The organism is Rhodanobacter sp. FW104-R8 (genome assembly GCF_001617365.1).
Taxonomy (GTDB): Bacteria; Pseudomonadota; Gammaproteobacteria; order Xanthomonadales; family Rhodanobacteraceae; genus Rhodanobacter.
The window spans coordinates 73,344-97,573 of record NZ_LVJR01000020.1 but is presented as its reverse complement, the minus strand read 5'-3'; the positions used below and the strand labels follow the sequence as shown (position 1 = coordinate 97,573).

Annotated in this window: 21 protein-coding genes; 7 read left to right on the top strand and 14 right to left on the bottom strand. The window is 68.2% G+C overall.

The window, feature by feature from the left end:
• Window positions 1-273: 273 nt before the first annotated feature.
• The 6 genes from RHOFW104R8_RS17295 to RHOFW104R8_RS05540 form a co-directional block, all read right to left on the bottom strand.
• Window positions 274-1,017: a DUF5343 domain-containing protein gene (locus RHOFW104R8_RS17295; protein WP_153021678.1), complete on the bottom strand. Its 744-nt coding sequence runs from the start codon at window positions 1,015-1,017 to the stop codon at window positions 274-276.
• Between the two features lie 855 nt (window positions 1,018-1,872).
• Window positions 1,873-2,700, bottom strand: a complete 828-nt coding sequence (gene mutM, locus RHOFW104R8_RS05560; RefSeq protein WP_068092848.1) for a bifunctional DNA-formamidopyrimidine glycosylase/DNA-(apurinic or apyrimidinic site) lyase — start codon at window positions 2,698-2,700, stop codon at window positions 1,873-1,875.
• A 5-nt stretch (window positions 2,701-2,705) separates the two neighbouring features.
• Window positions 2,706-3,197, bottom strand: coding sequence for a hypothetical protein (locus tag RHOFW104R8_RS05555; protein ID WP_068092852.1), 492 nt, complete (start codon window positions 3,195-3,197; stop codon window positions 2,706-2,708).
• 3 nt (window positions 3,198-3,200) lie between these two features.
• Entirely contained in the window at window positions 3,201-4,556 is a 1,356-nt protein-coding gene (locus RHOFW104R8_RS05550; protein ID WP_068092854.1) for a GldG family protein, read from the bottom strand.
• Window positions 4,556-5,326, bottom strand: a complete 771-nt coding sequence (locus tag RHOFW104R8_RS05545) for an ABC transporter permease (RefSeq protein WP_068092858.1) — start codon at window positions 5,324-5,326, stop codon at window positions 4,556-4,558. Before RHOFW104R8_RS05545 ends, RHOFW104R8_RS05550 begins: the two co-directional genes overlap by 1 nt.
• Window positions 5,323-6,087 carry an ABC transporter ATP-binding protein gene (locus RHOFW104R8_RS05540; protein WP_068092860.1) on the bottom strand — a complete coding sequence of 255 codons (765 nt, stop codon included), beginning with the start codon at window positions 6,085-6,087 and terminating at the stop codon, window positions 5,323-5,325. The genes RHOFW104R8_RS05545 and RHOFW104R8_RS05540 overlap by 4 nt, the downstream gene beginning before the upstream one ends.
• Before the next feature lie 172 nt (window positions 6,088-6,259).
• On the opposite strand from RHOFW104R8_RS05540, the gene RHOFW104R8_RS05535 reads away from it, so the two are divergent.
• Window positions 6,260-7,453 carry an acyl-CoA desaturase gene (locus tag RHOFW104R8_RS05535; RefSeq protein ID WP_068092863.1) on the top strand — a complete coding sequence of 398 codons (1,194 nt, stop codon included), beginning with the start codon at window positions 6,260-6,262 and terminating at the stop codon, window positions 7,451-7,453.
• A gap of 356 nt (window positions 7,454-7,809) precedes the next feature.
• On the opposite strand, the gene rpmG is transcribed toward RHOFW104R8_RS05535, so the two are convergent.
• On the bottom strand, window positions 7,810-7,977 hold the full coding sequence (gene rpmG, locus RHOFW104R8_RS05530) for a 50S ribosomal protein L33 (RefSeq protein WP_007513765.1): 168 nt from the start codon (window positions 7,975-7,977) through the stop codon (window positions 7,810-7,812).
• Window positions 7,978-7,987: 10 nt separating this feature from the next.
• The gene (gene rpmB / locus RHOFW104R8_RS05525) at window positions 7,988-8,224 is read right to left on the bottom strand and encodes a 50S ribosomal protein L28 (RefSeq protein ID WP_007513766.1); all 237 of its coding nucleotides are present in this window, start codon (window positions 8,222-8,224) and stop codon (window positions 7,988-7,990) included.
• Between the two features lie 295 nt (window positions 8,225-8,519).
• Between rpmB and secB the strand changes: the two genes are divergently transcribed.
• The 3 genes from secB to RHOFW104R8_RS05510 all read left to right on the top strand — a co-directional run bounded on the left by secB (window position 8,520) and on the right by RHOFW104R8_RS05510 (window position 13,177).
• Window positions 8,520-9,023 carry a protein-export chaperone SecB gene (secB, locus tag RHOFW104R8_RS05520; RefSeq protein WP_068092865.1) on the top strand — a complete coding sequence of 168 codons (504 nt, stop codon included), beginning with the start codon at window positions 8,520-8,522 and terminating at the stop codon, window positions 9,021-9,023.
• Window positions 9,024-9,032: 9 nt separating this feature from the next.
• Window positions 9,033-10,058: an NAD(P)H-dependent glycerol-3-phosphate dehydrogenase gene (locus RHOFW104R8_RS05515; RefSeq protein WP_068092867.1), complete on the top strand. Its 1,026-nt coding sequence runs from the start codon at window positions 9,033-9,035 to the stop codon at window positions 10,056-10,058.
• A 101-nt stretch (window positions 10,059-10,159) separates the two neighbouring features.
• Complete coding sequence (locus tag RHOFW104R8_RS05510) at window positions 10,160-13,177, top strand: DEAD/DEAH box helicase (RefSeq protein ID WP_068093075.1); 3,018 nt, start codon at window positions 10,160-10,162, stop codon at window positions 13,175-13,177.
• A gap of 8 nt (window positions 13,178-13,185) precedes the next feature.
• Here RHOFW104R8_RS05510 and RHOFW104R8_RS05505 read toward each other — a convergent pair whose 3' ends face one another.
• The 4 genes from RHOFW104R8_RS05505 to RHOFW104R8_RS05490 form a co-directional block, all read right to left on the bottom strand.
• A complete protein-coding gene (locus tag RHOFW104R8_RS05505; protein WP_068092870.1) occupies window positions 13,186-13,503 on the bottom strand; it encodes a hypothetical protein in 318 nt (105 codons plus the stop codon).
• 104 nt (window positions 13,504-13,607) lie between these two features.
• A complete protein-coding gene (locus tag RHOFW104R8_RS05500; RefSeq protein WP_068092872.1) occupies window positions 13,608-14,291 on the bottom strand; it encodes an HAD family phosphatase in 684 nt (227 codons plus the stop codon).
• A 34-nt stretch (window positions 14,292-14,325) separates the two neighbouring features.
• Window positions 14,326-15,333 (bottom strand): glucokinase, encoded by a 1,008-nt coding sequence (glk, locus tag RHOFW104R8_RS05495; protein ID WP_068092876.1) that lies wholly within the window; start codon window positions 15,331-15,333, stop codon window positions 14,326-14,328.
• A gap of 111 nt (window positions 15,334-15,444) precedes the next feature.
• Window positions 15,445-17,079 carry a protease pro-enzyme activation domain-containing protein gene (locus tag RHOFW104R8_RS05490; RefSeq protein ID WP_068092879.1) on the bottom strand — a complete coding sequence of 545 codons (1,635 nt, stop codon included), beginning with the start codon at window positions 17,077-17,079 and terminating at the stop codon, window positions 15,445-15,447.
• A 159-nt stretch (window positions 17,080-17,238) separates the two neighbouring features.
• Here RHOFW104R8_RS05490 and hemB point away from each other — a divergent pair, with 159 nt between their 5' ends.
• From hemB to pyrC, 3 genes are all read left to right on the top strand, one after another.
• The gene (gene hemB / locus RHOFW104R8_RS05485; RefSeq protein WP_068092882.1) at window positions 17,239-18,231 is read left to right on the top strand and encodes a porphobilinogen synthase; all 993 of its coding nucleotides are present in this window, start codon (window positions 17,239-17,241) and stop codon (window positions 18,229-18,231) included.
• Between the two features lie 48 nt (window positions 18,232-18,279).
• Window positions 18,280-18,783 carry a hypothetical protein gene (locus RHOFW104R8_RS05480; RefSeq protein WP_153021679.1) on the top strand — a complete coding sequence of 168 codons (504 nt, stop codon included), beginning with the start codon at window positions 18,280-18,282 and terminating at the stop codon, window positions 18,781-18,783.
• 855 nt (window positions 18,784-19,638) lie between these two features.
• Window positions 19,639-20,691: a dihydroorotase gene (gene pyrC / locus RHOFW104R8_RS05475; protein ID WP_068092886.1), complete on the top strand. Its 1,053-nt coding sequence runs from the start codon at window positions 19,639-19,641 to the stop codon at window positions 20,689-20,691.
• 77 nt (window positions 20,692-20,768) lie between these two features.
• Here pyrC and RHOFW104R8_RS05470 read toward each other — a convergent pair whose 3' ends face one another.
• The gene (locus tag RHOFW104R8_RS05470) at window positions 20,769-22,136 is read right to left on the bottom strand and encodes a glutamate--cysteine ligase (protein ID WP_068092888.1); all 1,368 of its coding nucleotides are present in this window, start codon (window positions 22,134-22,136) and stop codon (window positions 20,769-20,771) included.
• 219 nt (window positions 22,137-22,355) lie between these two features.
• The gene (gene rho, locus RHOFW104R8_RS05465; RefSeq protein ID WP_068093077.1) at window positions 22,356-24,158 is read right to left on the bottom strand and encodes a transcription termination factor Rho; all 1,803 of its coding nucleotides are present in this window, start codon (window positions 24,156-24,158) and stop codon (window positions 22,356-22,358) included.
• Between the last annotated feature and the right edge of the window lie 72 nt (window positions 24,159-24,230).

The window sequence follows — 24,230 nt, the reverse complement described above, 5'->3', positions numbered from 1 at the left end:
GGTCCAGGGGGTATACTCCCTACGCTGTATGGGCCTCGGTAACCGGTAGAGGGACGCCCTCAACCACCTTGCCGTGAAGCCGGCGAGATTGCTCGGAACCTGTTGACGGTCACCTTTGCAGAGGTGACTTTCAACTCCGAACCAACCTCACCAGCGGTTGCCTACCTGACGCCTCAACTCAAGCCTGTTTCGCGACGGGAAACTTGAGTTGGGGCGTTGCTTTTTCTGGGCTACTCGCGGCGGCGGGCATCAACGAGCAGCCACGCTCTAATGTCATGAGTCATCTCCATTTTCTGCGGGTGCCTCGTCGGCCATCGTGTCGCGGTAGTTCTTGAGGATGAACTCCGTCATCCTGATTACGTTCTCCCACTGCTTTGCAGTCATGTGCCCCGGCAGATAAATAACGCCGTCCTGGCCGCCGAAAATCGGAATCGGAATCGCCACCATTTTTTCCCTCGGCGGCTTGGGCTTAGTCGCGTCTTGGACACCAGCACCGGGCGGAAGTGTCGGAGGCTGCGCGCCTGCTGGCGACTTAGATTTGCGCTTACTACCGCCGTTTGAGGGGGCGGCTGGAGCCTTCGCATGCGGACTGACGGTAATGCCCGCATCCTTGGCTGCAGATAGGAAGAAGCTGATCGATTTTGAGAGAGTGGATCCGCTGATCTCGTACTCGCGAAACTTGTCAGCAAGCATGTTCGTCGTCGCGCTGCCGAGAGCAAACGTGCCATCGGTAACCGCACTGTATGAGCTGCGAACCATGTCAGCAAACAATGACTTCGCGGCTTCCTCGTCGGCACTAACGTACTTGCGCAGAAGCGCAGTAGGTGCACCACTTTCATCCGTAAGTCTGAACCACTTCAGCGTGAAGATAAGTGCGGACTGTTCGGAGCCTGATCGCCTGCTTAGGAAGCTGCGATCAATGACCCCAGGCATCACGTCATGACTACGCAACTCGTCGATCAAGCCGGTGAAGCTCCGATAAGTAGAGTACGGCGGTTTGATGGTCTTTTCGCTCATGACGTCAGTCCTTCCTCTTGCGAGAGTGGCACGTTAAGACGCATAGTTACATGACACGAAGAAGAGTGCAAGCGATCCTGCACATAAAAATGTTACAAGATTGTTATTTGTGTATGAACAGTATAGATTTTGCATGTAAATATATTTATGTATCAATATGTTGCATTGATATGTTTCGAAAATTGTGATGCACTATCTGCGGCGTAACATGGTTTGAAGAGAGATATTTTTCCTTCCTGCGTGGCGCCAAACCTCTGTCTCTTGAGGTGGGACTGTCCCAGCTTTCTTGCTCAGTGTGCCGCGAAGCCAATACCCGGAAAGGTGCCGAGGGGTTTAGGAGCAGCAGCAATCGCTTTAGGTGTTATCGCAGCGAATTCCGCCTAGTGGCGGATTCAATGCGTGGCAGATGCGGAAACGGCTCGGTGATTTTGCGGCGCTTGGTAAGCGTGCTGCGACTCGAACACCAGCGGATTGTTGGGATCGCCAGCGGGGTGCAACGGACGGTTGGATTGGCTCTTCGAGAGCGCGCGGGATGCGCGCTGCTTTTGTCGGGTCCCCCTGGGCGGCGGTGAGGCGGGGCGATCAGGCCGCACAGCGGGCATCGGCAGGGGCAACGCCTTTTCGCCCGGGCAGGAGTCCGGTCGAAAAGCCCGGTCCCGCCTCACGGACTTGCCGGGCAGGAGCCCGGCGAGCGCAGCCCCGGGGGGGGCCTCTCTTTTGGTTCCTTTTCTCTGGCCACGCAGAGAACAAGGAACTCGGGCGCCGCCCCGCCAGGCGCACGAAATCGCTCTGATCCCCACGGCTGCGCAAGTGCAGATACTGGCGGCAACGGCGCGAGCCGCGTCAACAAGAACGTCACCGCTGGCAGCGCGGGCACCAGAACGTGGAGCGCTGCCCCAGCGTGACCTGCCTGATCGGCGTGCCGCAGGCGTGGCACGGTTCGCCCGCGCGGCCGTAGACCATCAGCTCGCGGAAGAAGTAGCCGGGCGCGCCGTCTGGGTTGAGGAAGTCGCGCAGAGTGGTGCCGCCGCGCTCGATCGCCCAGGCCAGCAGGCGTTTGACCTCGGCGGCGAGCCGCGCGTAGCGTGCCCGCGAGACGCTGCCGGCCGGCTTGCGCGGGTCGATGCCGGCGCGGAACAGCGCCTCGCTCGCGTAGATGTTGCCCACGCCGACGACGACGGCGTTGTCCATCAGGAACAATTTCACTGCCGCCGTGCGGCCGCGCGAGAGATGCCACAGCAGGTCGCCGTCGAAGGCGTCAGTCAGCGGCTCCGGACCGAGCTTCGCCAGCAGTTCATGCGTCTCGCCGGGCGGCTGCCACAGCAGGCAGCCGAAGCGGCGCGGGTCGGTGAAGCGCAGGATGCGCGGCGCCTGCTCCGGGGTGCGCTCCAGCGCGATGTCGACGTGGTCGTGCTTGCCGATCGGCGCGTCCGGCGGCAGCACGCGCAGCACGCCGGACATGCCCAGGTGCAGCAGCGCGCTGCCGGCCGCGGTGTGTAGCAGCAGGTATTTCGCGCGCCGCTCCACCGCGTCGATGCGCTGGCCGGGCAGCCGTTCGCTGATCTCCGGCGGAATCGGCCAGCGCAGGTCGGGCCGGCGCAGGATCACGCCGGTGACGCGGCACCCGATCACGTACGGCGCGATGCCGCGGCGGGTGGTCTCGACTTCGGGCAGCTCGGGCACGGCGCTCAGTGCAGCTCGGTGGTGGAGGTGGCCGGCGAGCGCGGCATGTAGCGGGTCGACACCAGCGCGATGCGCCGGCCCACGCGCACGTAATGTTGCGGCCCGGTGACCGAGCCCTCGCCGAATTCCAGCGTCTGCCCGTCCAGCACCAGCGATGCCCGCGGCGGCGCCAGGCCGATCTTCGCTGGATCGAAATCGCCGGCCGGGCGCCAGCTCAGCACGGGTGCGGCGGCGGTGCCGGCGAGGTCGTTGAGGCGGGCATCGTTGGCGCGTTGCGGCGTGCCGTCGAGGCGCCACCAGTGGCCGTCACGCTTTTCATAGTGCTGGGCCGGCGCATCGGGCAGGGTGAGCGCGACGTGCGTGATGGCGGCCGGATCGAGCGCGGTGAGGTTGCCGGTGGCGTGGCGGGCATCGCGTTGCCACTGCCAGGACGCCAGCGCCAGCAGCGCCATCGCGGCGAGCAGCAGGAACAGGCGCTGGCGGGTGGCGCGCTTCATCGCTCAGCGCCGCCGCCGGCGCCACGCGATCAGGCCACCGGCCAGCAGCAGCAACAACGGCAGCACGACCAGGAAGCCGAGGCTCAGCGCGTTCAAGCCGGCTTGCGAGATTTCCAGCAGCCGGTCCGGCGCGCCGCGCGGCGGCAACTGGACCAGCTTGTCGTCGCCCAGCAGCCAGTCGAACACGCGCTCGCCCAGCGCGCGGTTGCCGCCGTTGCCGAGGAAGGTGTTGGAGAGGAAGTCGCCGTCGCCGATCACCACCGCGCGCTGTTCGCTCTTGTCCGGGCTGGGCGACAGCCGGCTCAGCGCGAAGCCGAAGTCCAGCGGCCCCTTCAGCTCGCCGGCATCGGCGTCGTAGCGGATCTCCGAGGGCTTGCTGTTGTCGATCGGCCGGAACTCGGTCCAGCTCTGCGCGCCGGAGCGCAGGAACGGCTTGACCGCCCAGCCGCCCTGCGCCAGTTGCGCCAGCGCGGAGGCTTGCGGGAACAGCGTGGTCAGGTTGAAGCCGCGGGTGATCGCCTGCGCCGGGTAGTCGCCCAGCGCGATCAGGCGCGGGTCGTGCAGGCCGAGCGCGGCCCCGGAACCGTCGACCAGCACGCCGGGCAGCATGCGCACGCCGAGCGCGGCAGCGAGTGGGCCGAGGCCGAGGTCGTCGTTTGCCGGCTCGGTCAGCCACAGCAGGTTGCCGCCGTTCTGCACGTAGCCGACCAGTGCCTGCACCGCGCCCGGCGGCAGCGCCAGGGTCGGGCTGGCCAGCACCACCAGGTCGGTGTGTTCGGGCACCGCGGGCACTTGCGCGAAGTTCAGCGGCACCGCGCGCATGCCGCGCGCTTCCAGCTGCGCCATGAAGGTGCCGAGGTCGGCATTGGCCTGGCCGTCGGCGCGGCGCTCGCCGTCGCCGGTGACGAAGGCCACGATGCGGTCGCTGCCGCGCAGCAGCCGTTCCAGCGCGTTGGTGAGGCTGCGCTCGGACAACTCGTCCAGTCGCTGCTCGCGATCCTTGTAGTGCAGGATCAGCGCGCCATCGACGGTGATGCCCAGCTCGCGCATCTTCGCCGGGTCCAGCTGCGGGTCGACGAAGCGCAGGCCGAGGTCGGGTTTCACCGCCTGGTAGCGCTGCAGGAAACCGGCCACGGTCCGGCGCAGGTCGCCCTGCGGGTTCGCGTAGCTGACGATTTCCACCGGGCCGTCGAACCTGGCCAGCACGGCGCGGCTTTCCGCCGACAGGCTGGTGCGGCCGTTGGCGGTCCAGTCGGCCTGGTGCGCGTAGCGCGTGCTGAGGTAGCCGGCCGCGCCGGCTGCCAGCACCAGCAGCAGCGCGAACAACCAGCCGTCCAGACGCCTGAACAGGTTGCGCATCAGCCACGCTCCTTGTCGGCATCGAGCCGGCGTGCGGCCAGCGCCAGCGCCAGCGCGATCAGCAGCACGAACCACACGATGTCGGTGCTCGAGACCAGGCCGCGCAGCATCGGCTGCAGGTGCGTGCTCATCGCCAGCCAGTTGATCGCGCCGCCGTTGACGCCGGCCATCTGCGCGCCCAGGTTCACGCCCCACAGCGCCAGCGCGACCACCAGCGCGGCGGCAGCGGCCAGCGCCGGGTGCGAGGCGAAGCTCGAGCAGGCCACGCCGATCGCGGCCAGCGCGGCCAGCATCAGCGCCAGCCCCAGCGTGGCGGCGGCCAGCTTGCCCCAGTCGAAGTGCGTGGCGTGCATCAGCGCCAGCGGCATCGCCAGGGTCAGCGCCAGCCACAGCAGCAGCCAGCCCAGCACCCCCAGGTACTTGCCCAGCACGATGCGCCAGGCCGGCACGCCGGCGGCGAACAGCAGCGGCAGGGTACCGTTGCGGCGCTCGCCGGCGAGCGCCGACATGCACAGCAACGGCACCACCAGGAACGCCAGCTGGGCCAGCTGGGCCAGCAGCGGCACGCCGACCAGGTCGATGAAGCCGGGGCCGTCCGGCAGCGCGGCGCGCTGGATCTGCCCGGCGAGGAAACCGCCCAGCAGCAGGGTGAAGTTCCACGCCAGCCAGGCCAGGGTGAGCGCGGCGAGTACCCAGGCCAGCGGGCGCACCAGCAGCCGGCGCCATTCCAGCCGCGTCACGGCGAGGGTGTTCACGAAAGCGTGGCTCATGCGGCGCGCGCCGGTTCGGTGCCGCCGTTCATCGCGATCCCGAAGAAGGTTTTTTCCAGCGCCGCGTGGTCGTCGGCGCGCACCGGGCCGTCGTGGCGCAGCGTGCCCTCGTGCAGGATCGCCACGCGGTCGCACACGGCCGTGACTTCGGCCAGCAGGTGGGTGGACAGGATCACCGCGGTGCCGGCGGCGGCCTGCTCGCGGATCAACGCGCGCAGCGCGGCCACCTGCACCGGATCGAGCGCGTTGGCCGGCTCGTCCAGCACCAGCAGCGCGGGGCGGTGCAGCAGCGCGCAGGCCAGGCCGAGGCGCTGGCGCTGGCCTTGCGACAGCACGCCGGCCAGGCGCCGTGCCAGCGGCTGCAGCTCCAGCCGCTCGATGATCGCGGTGCGCGCCTGGCGCAGCGCGGCGCCGCCCATGCCGCGCAGGCGGCCGTGCGCGTCGAGATGCTCCTCGACGCTGAGTTCGGCCCAGACCGGCGCGCGTTCCGGCAGCCAGCCGATCTGCGTGCGGGCCAGTACCGGGTGCTCCAGGAAATCCTCGCCGTTCAGCTCGATGCCGCCGCTGTCGGGCCTGAGCGCGCCGGCGATCATCGACAAGGTGGTGGATTTGCCGGCGCCGTTCACGCCCAGCAAGCCCATCACCTGGCCGGCTTGCAGCTGCAGGCTGAGGTCCTGCACGGCGACGCGGCCGGCGCGGCGGCGGCTGAGCCGGTGCAGTCGCAGGACGGTGCGGGGTGAATCGGAAATGCGTGAGGTCATTGCGTGATTGTCACGGCGCCCCCATCGTTAGACAACAGGCGCAGGCTGCGGGCGCGAATAACGTCGCTTTAGCGCCCCGCTCTTGACCGGCTGCTATCATCCGTGGTTTGCCGTGCTGGCGGGTATGGAAACCCCCGATCTACACTGCCCCATCCCTCACCCGGTGCCTTCCATGCTCGACGCCGTACTCAATTTCCTGAACGACGGTTTTACCGGCGCAAGCTGGGGCCAGATGCTGGTCTACATGCTGATCGTGACCCAGCTCACCATCTTCACGGTGACGCTGTACCTGCACCGCAGCCAGACCCATCGCGGCGTGGACTTCCACCCGGCGCTGGCGCATTTCTTCCGTTTCTGGGGCTGGCTGACCACCGGCATGGTCACCCGCGAGTGGGTGGCGGTGCATCGCAAGCACCACGCCAAGGTCGAGACCGAGGAAGACCCGCACAGCCCGATGATCTACGGCATCAAGAAGGTGTTCTGGGACGGCGTCTCGCTGTACCGCGATGCCTGCGAGTCGAAGCAGGACATGGAGCAGTACGGCCGCGGCACCCCGGACGACTGGGTCGAGCACAAGGTTTACGGCGCGCATCCGTACTGGGGCCCGGCCCTGATGCTGCTGATCGACCTGGCCCTGTTCGGCGTGATCGGCGCCGCGCTGTGGGCCGTGCAGATGGTCTGGATCCCGTTCTGGGCCGCCGGCTTCGTCAACGGCATCGGCCACTGGGCCGGCTACCGCAACTTCGAGAGCGCCGACACCGCGCGCAACCTGATCCCATGGGGTTTCTGGATCGGCGGCGAGGAGCTGCACAACAACCACCACGCGTTCCCCAGCTCGGCCAAGTTCGCGCTGCGCAAGTGGGAGTTCGACATCGGCTGGGCGGCGATCTGCGGCCTGCGCGCGCTGGGCCTGGCCAAGGTGCTGCGCGTGGCGCCGTCGCTGGACGTGCGCCCGAACGTGCGCCTGCCCGATGCGGATACGCTGAGGGCCGTGCTCACCCATCGCTTCCAGGCGATGACCGACTACTACCGCGGCGTGATCCTGCCGACCATCAGCGACGAGGCGCAGCACGCCGGCGAGAGCATCAAGTCGATGCCGCGCCGCATGCGCCTGGCGCTGGCCGACGGCGGCCGCTGGCTCGACAACGAAGGCCGCGACCGCATGCAGGCCGTGCTTGCGCGGCGCCCGACGCTGAAGACCGTGTGCGACTTCCGCAGCCGCCTTGCGGCGTTGATGGAACAGCGTGGTGCCGAGCAGGCGCTGAAGGGCCTGCAGCAGTGGATCCACGAAGCCGAGGAAAGCGGCATCCGCGCCCTGCAGGAGTTCGCGCAACGGCTCAAGGGCTACAGCGTCGCGACGGCCTGATTCGTCCGGCGGCACGACGGTTCGACAAAACCCGCCTTCGTGGCGGGTTTTGTTTATTTGGGTCTGCGGGGAGACCCGAATAATCTCCGAACTTCGTCATTCCGGCGAAGGCCGGAGGAGCTTTTCAACGGCGGAGCTGGTCATCCATCGGGCCTTGCGCAAAAGCAACATGGATGACCAGGTTCGCCATGGCGCGTCGGTCAGGCCATTCCATTCGAGCAAAAGAAAACCCGCCACGAGGGCGGGTTTTCCTGGAGGTATCAGTCTCGCTGTTGCAGAAGCAGAGGTGATCCCGGCCTGCGCCGGGATGACGTTCTGGCAAAGGCGTACGCGCTACGCGCGGACGCGCCAGAATGTCACTTGATCTTGCCTTCCTTGTAGATCACGTGCTTGCGCACGACCGGATCGTACTTCTTGAACTCGAACTTTTCCGGCGTGTTCTTCTTGTTCTTCTGCGTAGTGTAGAAGTGGCCGGTGCCGGCCGAGGAGATCATGCGGATCTTGTCTTGCGATTTGTTAGCCATGGCTCAATCCTCAGACCTTTTCGCCGCGGGCGCGCATCTCGGCAATCACGGCCTCGATGCCATTCTTGTCGATCGTGCGCAGGGCGTTGTTGGAAACGCGCAGCTTGATCCAGCGGTTCTCGCTGGGCACCCAGAAGCGACGCTCATGCAGGTTCGGCAACCAGCGGCGACGGGTGCGGTTGTTGGCGTGCGAGACGTTGTTGCCGCTCTGCACACCCTTACCGGTGACTTGACATACACGGGCCATGACGACCTCCGTAATTTTTGGTTGACACCCGTTGGCCAGGGTGAGATCGGCCCAGCGGCGCCATGCGCCACGCGATGCTGGAGTTGTCGCAACGCATGATCGTGGGGTCCGTACCGCGTGGCGGACCGCCCGGAAGCACCGGGTCGACAGAGGCGAGCCGCGTATTCTCGCAGAAAAACAAGGCCGTGCGCAATCCGCCCCGGTCGGCCGGGCGGCTTCCGACGTGCGCGCGGTGGTGTTGTATGGAACAATCGACCTCTTTTATACACGACACCGAAACCCGAGGAACTCCCCGATGGCACAAGAGATCACCAACGACCAGGCCAATGGCCAGGCCAGTCAGCCGCAGCTGGTGATGCAGAAGATCTATGTGAAGGACGTGTCCTTCGAGGCGCCGAATGCGCCGCAGATCTTCCAGGAACTCGACGAGAAGGATCAGCCGCAGGTGCAGCTGAACCTGGGCCAGAAAGCCACCGACCTGGGCAACAACCTGTACGAGGTGGTGCTCAGCCTCACCCTGACCTGCACGGTCGGCCAGCGCACCGCCTACCTGGCCGAGGTGGAACAGGCCGGCCTGTTCGGCATTGCCGGTTTCAGCGAGGCGGACCATGCCGGGATCATCGGCAGCTACTGCCCCAACCTGCTGTTCCCGTATGCCCGCCAGGTGATTTCCTCGCTTGTGCTGGAGGGCGGCTTCCCGCCGTTCCTGCTGCAGCCGATCAACTTCGATGCGCTGTTCGCCGAGCAGCAGCGCCGCGCGATGGGTGGCGACAACGCCCCGGCCATGCTCAACAGCTGAGCCGCGTGCATGGCTGAAAACCCGAAGCTGACCATCCTCGGAGCCGGCTCCTGGGGCACCGCGCTGGCGGCGCTGACCGCGCGCAACGGCGTCCCGACCACGCTGTGGGGGCGTGACCGCGAGGCACTGGCGGTGATGGCGACAAGCCGTCGCAACCGGCGCTACCTGCCGGACACCGAGCTGCCGGCGCAGCTGACCTACGAAGCCGACCTGGCTGCCGCCGTGCGCGGTGCCGGGATCGTGCTGATCGTGGTGCCCAGCCATGCGTTCGCCGCGATGCTGGCCGAGCTGGCCCCGCTGCTGGATGCGGGCACCGCGATCGCCTGGGCGACCAAGGGCTTCGAGCCGGGCACTGGCCGCTTCCTGCACGAACTGGTGGCCGAACGGCTGCCCGGTCGCGCCGCGGCGGTGGTTACCGGCCCGTCGTTCGCGAAGGAAGTCGCCGCCGGCCTGCCCAGCGCGGTCACCGTGCATTCGGACGACGCGGCGTTTGCGCAGCAGCTGGCCACCTTGCTGCACGCGCCGAACCTGCGCGCGTATTCCGGGGGCGACGTGCTCGGCGCCGAGCTGGGCGGCGCGATGAAGAACGTGCTGGCGGTCGCCACCGGCATCGCCGACGGCATGCAGCTGGGCCTGAACGCCCGCGCCGGCCTGATCACCCGCGGCATGAACGAGATGCTGCGCCTCGGCGTGGCGCTGGGCGCGCGGCCGGAGACGCTGATCGGCCTGTCCGGCCTCGGCGACCTGGTGCTGACCTGCACCGGCGATCTCTCGCGCAACCGCCGGCTCGGCCTGGCGCTGGGCCAGGGCGTGGCGATCGACGAGGCGGTGCGCCGGATCGGCCAGGTGGTGGAAAGCATCCTCACCGCCGACGAGGTGGCGCGGCTGGCCGACAAGCACGGCCTGGACCTGCCGATCAGCGCGGGCGTGCGCGCCGTGCTGCACGGCGAGGTCACCCCGGTCGACGGGCTCAAGGCGCTGATGGCGCGCGAGCAGAAGCCGGAATATCCGCACGGCCTGTTCGGCACCGGCTGACCCCGCCGGCGGCGACGCGATTTGTCGCGCCGGCGACGGTCGCATCCTGCCGCCGCACTGCTAAGCTCAATGTTTTGGTCGTCGCCGCGGACCGCATGCGCATGCAGCAACCGGACGAGAAACAGCACGTCGCCGTCCCGCCATCCGGCGACGACGAAGCCTTGCCGCCGGCCTGGCGGCGGCTGCTGGCCGCGCCGAAGCCGGCGGTGGCCGGCGAGCATGGCGTACTCGGTTTCTTCCTGGAGGTGATGCCGGAAGAGGGCGCCCCGTTTGCCCGGCTGGACGTGGCGCCGGTGCTGCTGGCAGTGGTCGAGCACGGCCGCTATGCGCGGCCGGTGCCGCTGGACAGCCGGCATCTGGCGCAGTCGCCGCTGCAGCCGCACGAGCAGCGCCTGGCCGCGACCATGCTGGGTTTGCCGCAGAACGTGCGCAAGGGCCGCAGCTACGCGCGCCTCGGCGGCCACGTCGGCGATACCCTGCTGGCCGAGATCCTCGATACCGCGCCGTGCTTCCTCGGCGGCCTGGCCGGCCTGCGCCTGTCGCGCGGCAGGTCGCATCCGCTCAACTGGCACTGGCAGCTGGAGCCGGACGGCAGCCAGCGCCTGCTGCCGGTGCTGCCGCACAGCCAGCGCCTGCTGCGCATCGACGGCCTGTGGTACCTGGACGTCGAGCGCGCCACCGTGGGCCGTTTCGACGCCGCGCCCGAGGAAGCGCACTGGCTGGAACTGCCGCCGCTGAAACACGAGCACGGCCGCCGCCTGCGTGGCCGCCTGGCCGGCAGCCGGCTGGCCACGCGGGTACCGCCGCCGCTGGTGTTCGGCGAGGTGCGCCGCTCGGCGCTCGCGCCGAAGCCGGTGCTGATCCTGCACGCGCTGACCCGGCATGCCCGGCTCGCCGCCGGCACGCCGCCGCTGGGCTATGCGCGGCTGGCCTTCGACTACGCCGGCGAACGCCTGCCCGGGCGGGGCGGCGAGCCACTGGTGCGGCGCGTGCGCAACAGCCAGCTGGTCGAGATCATCCGCCGCCGCGCCGAGGAACTCAGCGCGATGGAACGGCTCGAACGCGCCGGGCTCACTCCCGGCGTGGATACCGAGGGCCTGCCGTGGGACGTGGCCGAGACCCTGCCCGACGACGCCTGGCTGTTTCCCGGTACCGGCTATGCCGGCGCGCTGGAGGTCAACACGCCGGCGCGCTGGCTGGCCTTGCGGCCCAAGCTCGAGGCAGAGAACTTCCAGGTCGAGTACGCGCCGAGTTTCCCGTTCGAGGTGCTGGAAGGCCCGGTGCACTGGTACGGCCAGGCGGTGGAGGATGCCGACGACCACGCGTTCGACCTGGAGATCGGCATCGAGCTGGACGGCCAGCGGCACAACCTGCTGCCGGCCGTGGCGCAGGCGCTGGCCGAGCACCAGTTGAACCTCAGCCCCGCGCCGAACGAGCCGGAGGACGCGGTGTGGTACGCGCCGGTCGACGCGCGCCGGCGCGTGCCGGTGCGTCTGAAGGAGTTGCGCGGGCTGCTGGCGCCGTTGGCCGAATACCTGGAGAAGCCGCGCAAGAAACTGCACCTGCCGCGGGTGCAGGCCGGCCGGCTGGAGGAACTCGCCGCGGCGATGCCCGGCGACGGCACGCTGGAGGCGGCCGAACCGCTGCTTGGTTTCGCCGCGCGCCTGCGCGATGCCGCTGAACGCGCCAGCGACGCGGTGCCCGACGGGCTCACCGTGGAGCTGCGGCCCTACCAGCGCGAGGGCCTGCGCTGGCTGAACGCGCTGGCCGAAGCCGGCGTCGGCGGCGTGCTCGCCGACGACATGGGCCTGGGGAAAACGCTGCAGCTGATCACCCATCTCCTGGCGCTGAAGCAGGCCGGCACGCTGACCCAGCCGGCGCTGGTGGTGGTGCCGACCAGCCTGATCCCGAACTGGCAGTCGGAGATCGCGCGCTTCGCGCCGATGCTGCACGTACTGACTCTGCACGGGCCGCAGCGCGCCGAGGAATTCATCCAGCTCGGCGCGCAGGACATCGTGTTGACCAGCTATGCGCTGTTGCCGCGCGACGTGGTCGCGCTGCGCAAGCAGCCGTTCGCGCTGATCGTGCTGGACGAGGCGCAGCAGGTGAAGAACCCGCGCACGCAGGCGCGCCGCGCCCTGCTCAGCCTGCGCACGCCGCGCTATGTCTGCCTCACCGGCACGCCGCTGGAGAATCACCTGGGCGAGCTGTGGTCGCAGGTCGACCTGGCCGTGCCCGGCCTGCTCGGCGACGAGGGTGCGTTCCGCCGCTTCTACCGCGTGCCGATCGAGAAGCAGCACGACGAGGAATGCCAGCAGCGGCTGAACCTGCGCATCGCGCCGTTCATCCTGCGCCGGACCAAGGCGCAGGTGGCGAAGGAGCTGCCGCCGAAGACCGAGATCACCCGCCGCGTGGTGCTGGAGGGGCGCCAGCGCGATCTCTACGAAGGCCTGCGCCTGTCGCTGGCCGAGGAACTGCGCGAGGTGATCGCCCAGCGCGGCATCGCGCACTCCGGCATCGTGGTGCTGGACGCGCTGCTGAAACTGCGCCAGGTCTGCTGCGACCCGCGGCTGGTCAAGCTCGAAGCGGCGCGCGGCGTGAACGAATCGGCCAAGTTCGAGCTGCTGATGGACATGCTGCCGGCGCTGCTCGACGAGGGCCGCAAGGTGCTGCTGTTCTCGCAGTTCACCGGCATGCTGAAACTGATCGCCGCCGAGCTGGACCGCCGGCGCATCCGCTACGTCACCCTTACCGGCGACACCCGCGACCGCGCCGAGCCGGTGCAGCGCTTCCAGAACGGCGAGGTGCCGCTGTTCCTGCTCTCGCTGAAGGCCGGCGGCGTGGGCCTCAATCTCACCGCCGCGGACACCGTGATCCACTACGACCCGTGGTGGAACCCCGCCGCCGAGGCGCAGGCCAGCGACCGCGCGCACCGCATCGGCCAGGACAAGCCGGTGTTCGTGTTCCGCCTGATCACCTCGGGCACGGTGGAGGAGCGCATCGAGCAGCTGAAGGAGCGCAAGGCCGAGCTGGCCGCCGCCGTGCTCGAAGGCGGCGGCACCCGCGAGAGGCTGCGCTTCGACGAAAGCGACCTGGAGACGCTGCTGGCGCCGGAGTGAGACGCCCGTCAGGACGACGGCGGCAGCCGCGCGCGCAGCAGCGCATCCACCGACTGCTGCCACTGCGGCGAGCCGGGTTCCGATTGCGGCGCTTCCTGGCCCAGCTTGTTTTGCACGGCCTGGTTCCATGCGGGCGAGCCGTGCTCGGGACCGTGGCCGTTGTCGCCGATGTGCAGCGAGCGGTCGACCCACACGTACCATTCGGGCGAGCCGAGTGCGGCATCCGCCGGCGCGTTCCGGCCGGCGCCGGCTTGCGGTGGCGCCGGCGAGGGCGAGCATGCGGCAAGCAGCAGGGCTAGCGGCAGGCTGGCGGCGAGGCGGCGCATGGGCGGCTCCGTGAGCGGATGGTGAAGAAGCCTACCCCCGGACCGCGCACTGGGGATTAATTTTTCATGATGCGCGGGCGTGCGGTTCAGCGACGGCCGCAGGCTCAATCACGCGCGGCCACTTCATCGACGTGGCGCAACAGGTCGGCCGGGTCGTCGTACACGCGGAATGCGCCGGACTGCTGCAGCTCGGCCAGGCCATAGCCGCCCGCGAGCAGGCCGACGCCGAGCGCGCGGGCGCGCTGCGCGGCGAGCATGTCCCACACGCTGTCGCCGATCACCAGCGATTGCCGGATGTCCACGCCCAGCCGCGCGGCGGCGGCGAGGAACAGGTCCGGATCGGGCTTGGCGTGGCGCACCTGGTCGCGCGTCACCACCGGCACCTGCGCCGGGTCGACGCCGAGCGCCGCCAGGTTGGGTGCGGCGGTTTCCATCCGTCCGCTGGTGGCGATCGCCCACGGGATGCCCTGCGCCGTGAGGTAATCCAGCAGCTCGCGCGCACCCGGCAGCGGCCGCACCGAACCCTGGGCATGCTGCCGGTTGAACGCGTCGGCGTGCCGTCGGCGCAGGCGGTCGAGGCGCTCCTCGGTGATCGCCAGCCCGGTCTCGCGCAGCAGGATGTTCGCGAACAGCCCGCCGCTCATGCCGATCTTGCGGTGGATGCGCCACACCGACAGCTCCACGCCTTCCCCGTCCAGCGCCTCCTTCCACGCCAGCACGTGCTGGTAGACGCTGTCGATCAGCGTGCCGTCGAGGTCGAACAGGAAGGCGGTGTCGTGGCGGGGCATGGGCGGTTTCTCCCGGATCGGCCAGGCGGATGGGCTATCGCGGCAGCAGCGAGCGCCCCGACTCCAGCACCGCCAGCGCCGCCGCGCCGAGCAGGCCCGGCTCGGGGTTCATGATCGCCTGGGTCGGCACCTTCTCCATGATGTCGCGGAAGCGGCCCTTGGCCTCGAAGCGTTCGCGGAAGCGGCCGCGTTCCAGCCACGGCAGCAGGATCGGGATCAGGCCGCCGGTGAGGTAGACGCCGTTCCACGCGCCGAGCGTGAGCACCAGGTCGCCGGCGACGCTGCCGAAGATGCCGGCGAAGGTCTCCACCGTGCGCGTGCACAGCGAACAGCTGCCGTCCTTCGCGCGGGCGGTGATGTCCTCCGGCTTGAGCGCCTCGGGCTGCGCGCCGACCATGTGGCAGATCGCGTCGTACAGGTTCACCAGGCCCTGGCCGCAGATCAGCCGCTCGTTGGAGACACGGCCGAACTTGTGGTTGAGGTAGTCGAGGATGGCGATGTCCTCCGGCGTGTGCGCGGCGAAGCCCGCGTGGCCGCCCTCGGTCTGCAGCACGCTGCAGTGGCCGCCGCGCACCAGCAGGCCGCCCACGCCCAGACCGGTGCCGGGGCCGACGACGGCGAAGGTCTGCTCGGCTTCGGCACCCACCACCGGGCGCGGCACCATGCCCACGTCGACCAGGTCGTCGCCCTGCAGCAGGGTCACCGCCATGCTCTGCGCGGCGAAATCGTTGACCAGGTGCACGTATTCCAGGCCCAGCGCGCTGGCGGTCTGCTGCGCCGAGATCGCCCACGGATTGTTGGTGACCTTGACCGTCTCGCCATCGACGATGCGCCCGGCGGCGGCCACGATGGCGCGGCTCACCTTGAGGCCGGTGTCGGCGAGGTAGTGCTTCGCGGTAGCCACCAGCGAGTCGTGCTCGGCCACGCGGTAGCGCCGGATGCTGTCGGGCAGCAGCGGCTTGTCGCGCGACGGGTCGGCCACGCCGAAACGGACATTGGTGCCGCCGAGATCGACGAGCAGGGTGGGGGCGGTAACGCGCATCGAGGCTCCAGAAGGGGACACGGAAAGCAGCAAGCCTGCCGTGAATGCGGGCCAGCGTCCAGCACCGGCCGCATCCGGCAGGCTGGGCCGCCCTGCGCGTGCCGGGCGATCCTACGGCTTGCCCTTGTGCTTGCCGCCCTTCGCAGGTGGCTTGTGGCCGCCATGCTTGGGCTTGTGGCCCCCGTGCTTGGGCTTGTGGCCGGGCGGGGCCGGAATGGGTTTGCCTGCCCCCGCCTGCAACGCGCCGAGCAGGGCCTGTCCGTCCGGGCTGCCCAGTCCGGTGCAGGCGTCCCAGCCCGGACCCGCCGCGTAGCTGCCGTTGTCGCCCTGGGTGATGTCGTGGAATGCGCCGTTGCCGAGACCGTACAGGGCGGCCTGGACCGCACCCAGCGTGCGGCCGAGTTGCTGGTTGAGGCGAGCCACCAGCGCGGCCCACAACGGCGCGACCGCGCTGGTGCCGCCGACGACCTCGTCCTGGCCGTCCACGCGCACGGCGTAGCCGGTGAGCGGGTCCGCGTTGCCCGCGACGTCCGGCACGCCGCGTCCGGCGAATCTTCCGGCCGCCGTGGGCACCTGTGCGGCCGCCTGCCAGCCCGGCCGCGCGAACACGGTGCTCACGCCGCCGCCGGTGGCGCCCTCGTTGGCCGCGGTCTCGTTCCATGCCACCTCGCTGCTGATCGTGCTGCCGACGCCGACCAGTTTCGTGCCGCCGCAGGCCAGCACGGATGGACTGGCGGCGGGGAAATCCACGTGCGGCTGGCCATCGCTTTCGCCGTCGCCGGAACCGCTGTCGCCGGCCGCCGCGGTCACCGTCACGCCGAGCGCGGCGGCGTCCTCCAGCGCGGTTTCCATCGCGTTGCGCGATGCCGTGGTCCAGCTGTCCTCGGGAGCGCCCCAGCTGATCGACATCGCCGTGGCCGGCCGGCTGCTGTCGTGCGCGGCCTGCGAGATCGCGTTGTAGAAGCCCTGGTCGGTATTCGGGGCGAAATAGATGGCCAGCTTCGCCGCCGGCGCCAGTGCGCCGGCGACCTCGATGTCCAGCATCACCTCCGCATCCGCGGCGCCGCCGGGCTGGTTGCTGCCGCCGTCGACGGAGATGGCGGTAATGGAGGGCGTCGCCAGGCCGAGCGACGTGAAGTAGGTATCCAGATCGGCCTGCCGATAACCGCCACCCAGTTCGATGATCGCGATGACCTGGCCGCTGCCGTCCGTGCCGGCGGGGAAGTCGTACAACTGGCCGACCTGCAGCGGGGTGTAGGTGTTCACCGGCTGCGCCTGCGCCACGCGGAAGTGCGGCCGGGCGACCGGGCGCCGGTCGAGGCCCAGCACGGCGATGACCGACGGATCCGGCAGGGTCGGCGCCTGCGCGCAGCCGACATAGGACACCCCGCCGGGCATCAGCTCGTAACGGCCCAACTGCACGCCGAACGCCTGCTGCAGGGATTGCACCGTGCCGCGCAGGTGCAGGGCGCGCCGCCCCGGTTCGCTGGCCAGTTCCTGCAGGCCATGCTGGCGGCCGAAGCTGCGCAGGCGATCCACGTCGGCCGGATCGGCGCCGTATTTCGCCTCGAAGTCGGCATGCCGCGCGGCGCGTGAGGCAGGCGGGGCCATCGTGCCCAGCGGGTTCCGGCGCCGCAGCACCAGGGTCACGTCGAGCGACGCATCCGGAGCGTGCCGGCCCAGGTAGCGGGCGCCGGGCGGCTGATGCCGGTGGGTGGTCGGGGTGGCGGTTCGGGCCGTGCTCATGAGGCTTTCTCCCGAGGGGATGGCGTCGGATGCCGCACCGAGAGTGCCCCGGGAAATGTTATGGCCGGGTTTCGCCGGCGTGTCGCGGATGTCGCGGCGCGGCCGCGGGTTCGGCGTTGTGGCCTAAAATGCGCGGGATACGACCCGCCAGGACCTGCCATGAGCTTTCCCGCCATCCGCATGCGCCGCATGCGCCGCGACGCCTTCTCCCGCGCGCTGATGCGCGAGCACACCTTGCTGCCCAGCGACCTGATCATGGTCGCGTTCGTGATCGAGGGCGAAGGCCGGCGTGAGCCGGTGCCGTCGATGCCGGGGGTGGATCGGCTGTCCATCGACGAACTGCTGAAGCTGGCCGGCGAGTGCATGAGCCTGGGCATTCCGGCGCTGGCGCTGTTCCCATCGCCGGGTTCCGCGGTGAAGAGCGAGGATGCCGCCGAGGCATGGAACCCCGACAACCTGATGCACCGCGCCACCCGCGCGCTGAAGGCGACGTACCCCGGGCTGGGCCTGATCGGCGACGTGGCGCTGGACCCGTACACCACGCACGGGCAGGACGGCCTGATCGACGACACCGGCTACGTGATGAACGAGCCCACCGTCGAGGCGCTGATCAGGATGTCGCTGGCCCAGGCCGAGGCGGGCATGGATTTCGTGGCGCCGTCGGACATGATGGACGGCCGCATCGGCGCGATCCGCGACGCGCTGGAAGCCGCCGGCCACATCCACACCCGCATCCTCGCCTACTCGGCGAAATACGCTTCCGCCTTCTACGGCCCGTTCCGCGATGCGGTCGGTTCGGCGGGGAATCTCGGCAAGGGCAACAAGCACACCTACCAGATGGACGTGGGCAACAGCGATGAGGCGCTGCGCGAGGTCGAACTGGACCTGCTCGAGGGCGCCGACGCGGTGATGGTGAAACCCGGCATGCCGTACCTCGACGTGTTGCGCCGGGTGAAAGACACCTTTGGCGCGCCCACCTTCGTCTACCAGGTTTCCGGCGAGTACGCGATGCTGAAGGCCGCGTCGCAGAACGGCTGGTTGGACGAGAAGGCGGTGGTGCTGGAATCACTCACCGCGTTCAAGCGGGCGGGGGCGGATGCAATCCTGACCTATTACGCAATCGATGCGGCCAGGTGGTTGCGCGGGGAGTAGTTGAGGCAGAGAAGTAGTAGGGCATGTCGATTCTCTGAGGTCATCTGCGTGATTGGCGATGAAATTAATGAGCCCTCGTCGTTCGGCATGCTGCGCTACGCGGAGTATTACCGCATTGCTGCCGAACAAGTGATCGGTGATTGCAATCCACTGGAGAGCAGGTTGCTGATGCTCGCTTACAATCTCATTGCCCAATCGATTGAGCTGAGCCTGAAGGCCTATTTGCTCTCGAAGGGCTTAAAGAACAGTCGGCTGCGTGGACCGCTACTCGGACACAATCTCAGTGGCCTGATCGCGGAGGCCGAAAGCCTCGGCCTTAACAACTTGGTTTCGCTCGATGACCTTGACCGACAACTCGTGTCTAGTTTGAGTAGGCATTACGAGACGCATGAGTTCCGTTACATAAAGATCGGGGTCAAGGAACTCCCATTCTGGTCCTTGATTTCTTCGTTGGCGAAAAGGTTCACGCACGAACTACACGATTATTGTTTGGCGCTCTTGATAGGTGAGGAGGGCGCTCGCAAACGGATTGAAATTTGCGGGAAGTTCTAGCGCGAAATCAGATTCGGTTTGCCGTGAGCCTTGGCTCTCGTGAAAGCAAAAGCTTTCGTGCGCCCTTGGCGCCCGAGTTACTTTCTCTTTGCGTGGCCAAAGAGAAAGGCCACCCCGCTTGGCGCTTGCCGGGCATCGTGCCCGGCAAGTCCGTGAGCCGGGGTCGGGCTTTTCGAACGGGCATCCTGCCCGTGCGAAAAGGAACCGACATCCCTGTCGGTTCCCGCTGCGCGGCCTGTCGTCCCCGCCTCACCGCCGCGCAAGGGACCCCGGGTAGAGCGGCGGGCCATCGTGGCCCGCACTCGGTGATGAAGCGCAGAAGCAAAAGCGTAAGCTGGAGCCTGAACCAGAGCGAAGCAGCGTGCCGTTGCTCTTGCTTTGGTTGTTGGTATGGCTCTTCTGAGAAGTGCGCGCAGGATGCGCGCTGCTCTGCCCGGGCCCCTATGGCGCGGCGGGTGGGCGAAGGAAAGCCCGCAGGGTGGCCGGCAGGGATGCCGGCCAGTTTGTCGTCAGGGCAGGATGCCCTGTCGACAAACCCCGTAGCCCACCCGCGCACCCGAAGGGCGCGCCATCGGGGTGGCCTTCTCTTTGGGTTACTTTTCTCTTGGCCACGCAAGAGAAAAGTAACTCGGCTGCCGTAGGCAGACGAAAGCCCTTGCCTCTGGAGCTTTCGCTCTGAACGAGGCAAGAGCATCGCGCGCAAGCGCGCTCCTACATGGGTTACGCAAGGGAAAGGGATTTCGCCCTCCGCAGGAGGCCCAAGCTCTTGCTTGCAATGTATGCACTCGGCGCAGGCCCGGAGCGCGCCTGCGCGATACCATTACGGTCTCCGATCGCAACCCAGGCTCGCCAGTCATGACGCCAACGCGCATAGAAATCACCCGCCCCGACGACTGGCACCTGCACCTTCGCGACGGCGACGCACTGGCCTCGGTGATCGCCCATACCGCGCAGCGTTTTGCGCGCGCCATCGTGATGCCGAACCTGAAGCCGCCGGTGACCACGGTTGCGCAGGCTGAAGACTATCGGCGGCGGATTCTGGCCAGCCTGCCGCCGGGCGCGCGCTTCCAGCCGCTGATGACGCTGTACCTCACCGAGGACACGCCGGTCGAGGAGATCGCGCGTGCGAAAGACAGCGACAGCGTTTTTGCGGTGAAGTACTACCCCGCCGGCGCCACCACCAATTCGCAATCCGGCGTGCGCGAACTGTCGCGGGTGTACCGCGTGATCGAGGTGATGGAGCGGCACGAGCTGCCCCTGCTGCTGCATGGCGAGGTCACCGATCCGGACATCGACATCTTCGATCGCGAACGCGTCTTCATCGAACGCCACCTGATGCCGCTGCAGGCCAGGTTTCCGGCCTTGCGCATGGTGCTGGAGCACATCACCACCCGCGACGCGGTCGACTTCGTCAGCCGCGCCCCGGCCAACGTGGCGGCCACGATCACCGCGCATCATCTACTGCTCAACCGCAACGCGCTGTTCGAGGGTGGCATCCGTCCGCATAACTACTGCGCCCCGATCCTCAAGCGGGAGACGCATCGCACCGCCTTGCTGCAGGCGGCCACCAGTGGCGACGCGCACTTCTTTCTCGGCACGGACAGCGCGCCGCATCCGCGCGAAGCGAAGGAGTCGGCCTGCGGATGCGCGGGGCTCTATACGGCTCATGCGGCCCTGGAGCTGTATGCCGAGGCGTTCGAGCAGGCGGGCCGGCTGGATCGGCTGGAAGCGTTTGCCAGCTTCCATGGCCCGGATTTCTACAGGTTGCCGCGCAACCGGGATCGCATCACGCTCGAGCGCACGCCATGGATCGTGCCGGATGAGTACCCGCTGGCCGGATCGGCCTGCAAGCCGATGCGGGCGGGCGGCTCAGTCGCATGGTCGATGGTGGAGACGACCGCTCGCTGATTCGGGCGGCGGTCGCTCCGGACGGCCGCCCCGAGCTTGCTAGGTGTTCCGGATACCTGCCGCTCGGATCGGCGGGCTCAGTAGGCAAACTCGCGGAACACCGGATCGACGCTGCCGTTCCACGCGCTGTGGAACAGCTCCAGCTTGCGTTCGGCCGGGGTCTGGTTGGCCTGCACGATCTCGATCATGGGTTCGAGGAAGATGCTCTCGTCGGCGCCGTTGCGGTTGAGGCGGGCGCGACGCCTGAGGCCATGGCCGGCGATCTTCAGCGCCTCCTCGGCGAGATCGCGCACAGTGCCGTTGCGGAACGGCAGTTTCAGCGCGTGCTTCGGTACGCCGTCGCGCAGCGCGTGGCGTTCCTCGCGGGTGAAGTCCTTGACCAGGTCCCACGCTGCATCGAGCGCCTCGTCGTCGTACAGCAGGCCGACCCAGAACGCCGGCAGCGCGCACAGGCGGTTCCACGGACCGCCGTCGGCGCCGCGCATCTCCAGGTACTGCTTCAGGCGCACCTCGGGAAAGGCGGTGGTGAGGTGGTCGGCGAAGTCCTTCATGGTGGCGTGGGTGCCCGGCAGCGTCGGCAGCTCGCCAGCCAGGAAGCGCTTGAAGTCCTGGCCGGCCAGGTCGATGTAGCGGCCGTCCTGGTAGCTGAAGTACATCGGCACGTCAAGGATGTAGTCGACGTAGCGCTCGTAGCCGAAGCCGTTGGCGAACACGAAGTCGAGCATGCCGGTGCGGTCCGGATCGGTATCGGTCCAGATGTGCGAGCGGTACGACAGATAGCCGTTCGGCCGTCCTTCGGTGAACGGCGAATCGGCGAACAGCGCGGTGGCGATCGGCTGCAGCGCGAGGCTGGTGCGGAATTTCTTCACCATGTCCGCTTCGCTGGAGAAATCCAGGTTCACCTGCACCGTGCAGGTGCGCGTCATCATGTCCAGGCCCAGCGAGCCGACCTTCGGCATGTACTCGCGCATGATCTTGTAGCGGCCCTTGGGCATCCACGGCATCTCGTCGCGGCGCCACTTCGGCTGGAAGCCCATGCCGAGGAAACCCAGGCCCATGCCGTCGGCCACCGAGCGCACCTCCTCCAGGTGCGAGTTCACCTCGCAGCAGGTCTGGTGGATGGTCTCCAGCGGTGCGCCGGAGAGTTCCAACTGGCCAGCCGGCTCCAGCGTGATCGAGGCCTTGCCGCGCGACAGCGCCACCGGAATCTCGCCCTCGCGGGCGATCTCCCAGCCGTAGCGCACCGCGATGCCTTCGAGCAGCGCGCGGATGCCGCGCTCGCCCTCGAACGGGGGTGGGCGCAGATCGTCGGTGCGGAAGCCGAACTTCTCGTGCTCGGTGCCGATACGCCACGCCTCGCGGGGTTTCTCGCCGGCAGCGAGGTAATCGGCAAGCTGCTGGCGGCCCTGGATCGGGGTGCTCTTGACGGCACTGGGTATGGACACGGGCGAAGCCTCGCTGGGGAAGCCGACACTATGGGGGCGGCGCAAGGCGACGAAAAGGGGGTGTCGCGGGTTGCGGGGTCGGAACCTCATTGGACCCGGTTCGGACCGGTGGTGCCCTGAGCTGGATCAGGCCCGCCCGCGAAGAAAAACGGCGGCCCGTGGCCGCCGTTCCATGGCAGGACGGGATCGGCGTATCTTGCGATTCCCGTCCCCGGCTGCTCAGCGCTTCATCGAATTGAAGAACTCGTCGTTGGACTTGGTGTTCTTCATCTTGTCGAGCATGAATTCCATCGCGGCCAGCTCGTCCATCGGGTGCAGCAGTTTGCGCAGGATCCAGATCTTGGCCAGCATGTCCGGGTCGATCAGCAGGTCCTCGCGGCGGGTGCCGGAGCGGTTGATGTCGATCGCCGGGTAGACGCGCTTCTCGGAGATGCGACGGCTCAGGTGCACTTCCATGTTGCCGGTGCCCTTGAACTCTTCGTAGATCACCTCGTCCATCTTGCTGCCGGTTTCGGTCAGCGCGGTGGCGATGATGGTCAGGCTGCCGCCTTCCTCCACGTTGCGGGCGGCGCCGAAGAAGCGCTTCGGGCGCTGCAATGCGTTGGCGTCGACGCCGCCGGTGAGCACCTTGCCGGAGCTGGGGATCACGGTGTTGTAGGCACGCGCCAGGCGGGTGATCGAATCGAGCAGGATGATCACGTCCTTCTTGTGCTCGACCAGGCGCTTGGCCCGCTCGATCACCATCTCGGCGACCTGCACGTGGCGCACCGCCGGTTCGTCGAAGGTGGAGCTGATCACTTCGGCGCGCACGGTGCGGGCGATCTCGGTCACTTCCTCCGGACGCTCGTCGATCAGCAGCATGATCAGGTGCGCTTCGGGATGGTTGTACTGGATGGCCTGGGCGATGTTCTGCAGCATCATCGTCTTGCCGGACTTCGGCTGGGAGACGATCAGGCCGCGCTGGCCCTTGCCGATCGGCGCGATCAAATCGAGGATGCGGCCGGTGATGTCCTCGCTCGAACCGTTGCCGCGCTCCAGCCGAAAGGCCTTGCGCGGGAACAACGGGGTGAGGTTCTCGAACAGCATCTTGTTCTTCGACGCCTCCGGCGGATCGCCGTTGATGTCGTCGACGCGCAGCATCGCGAAGTAGCGCTCGCCTTCCTTCGGGTGGCGCACGCGGCCGGTGATGTAGTCGCCGGTGCGCAGGTTGAAGCGGCGGATCTGGCTGGGCGACACGTAGATGTCGTCCGGGCCGGCCAGGTACGACTCGTCGGCCGAGCGCAGGAAGCCGAAGCCGTCCTGCAGGATTTCCAGCACGCCTTCGGCCCAGATGCCGCCGCCGGAGCGGGCGTGCGCCTTGAGCACGTTGAAGATCACGTCCTGCTTGCGGGCGCGGGCGACGCCTTCGTATACGCCCAGCGACTCGGCGAATTCCAGCAGCTGCGGCGCCTTCATGCGCTTGAGCTCGGTGAGGTTGATCACCCGGTCGTTGCTGCCCGGATCGGCGTTGTCGTCGTCCACCGGCAGGCCGTTCGGGTTGGGGCGCGGATGACCACCGCCCTGCGGGCGCCCTTGCTGTTGCTGGTTCGGATTGCCGCCGCGTTCGTTGCGACGCCGCCGGCCGCGACCTTCGCGACCCTCGCGGCCGCCGTTGTTCTGGTTCTGGTTCGGATTCTGGCCCTGGCCGGGATTCGGATTCTGCGCCTGGCCCGGGGTTGGCTGGGCTTGCGGCGACTCCTGGTTCGGCGCGGTCTGCGGCGCGAAGTCACGCGGCTCTTGTGCCGGGCGGACGGCCGCCGGCTCCGCCGGCAGGCTGGCCGCTACCGGTGCGGGCGCTGCGGGAACCGGTGCTGGCGGAACGGCGGGCTTGTCGGCGACTGCCGCCTTTTCCGCATTCGCCGCCGCAATCGCCGCGGCCGTGCGGCGCGGCGCGCGGGCACGCGGCTCGGGCCGGCCTTCGGCCACGGGCCGGGCGTCGGCGCCCTGGGCGTCGTTCGGGACTTTGTTTTCGGTATCGGACACGGGCAATCCTCGCGGGGCGCCGTTGAATTACAGGAGGGAGGGTGTGCGTCGCGCGGAGGGCGCAGGGGGACA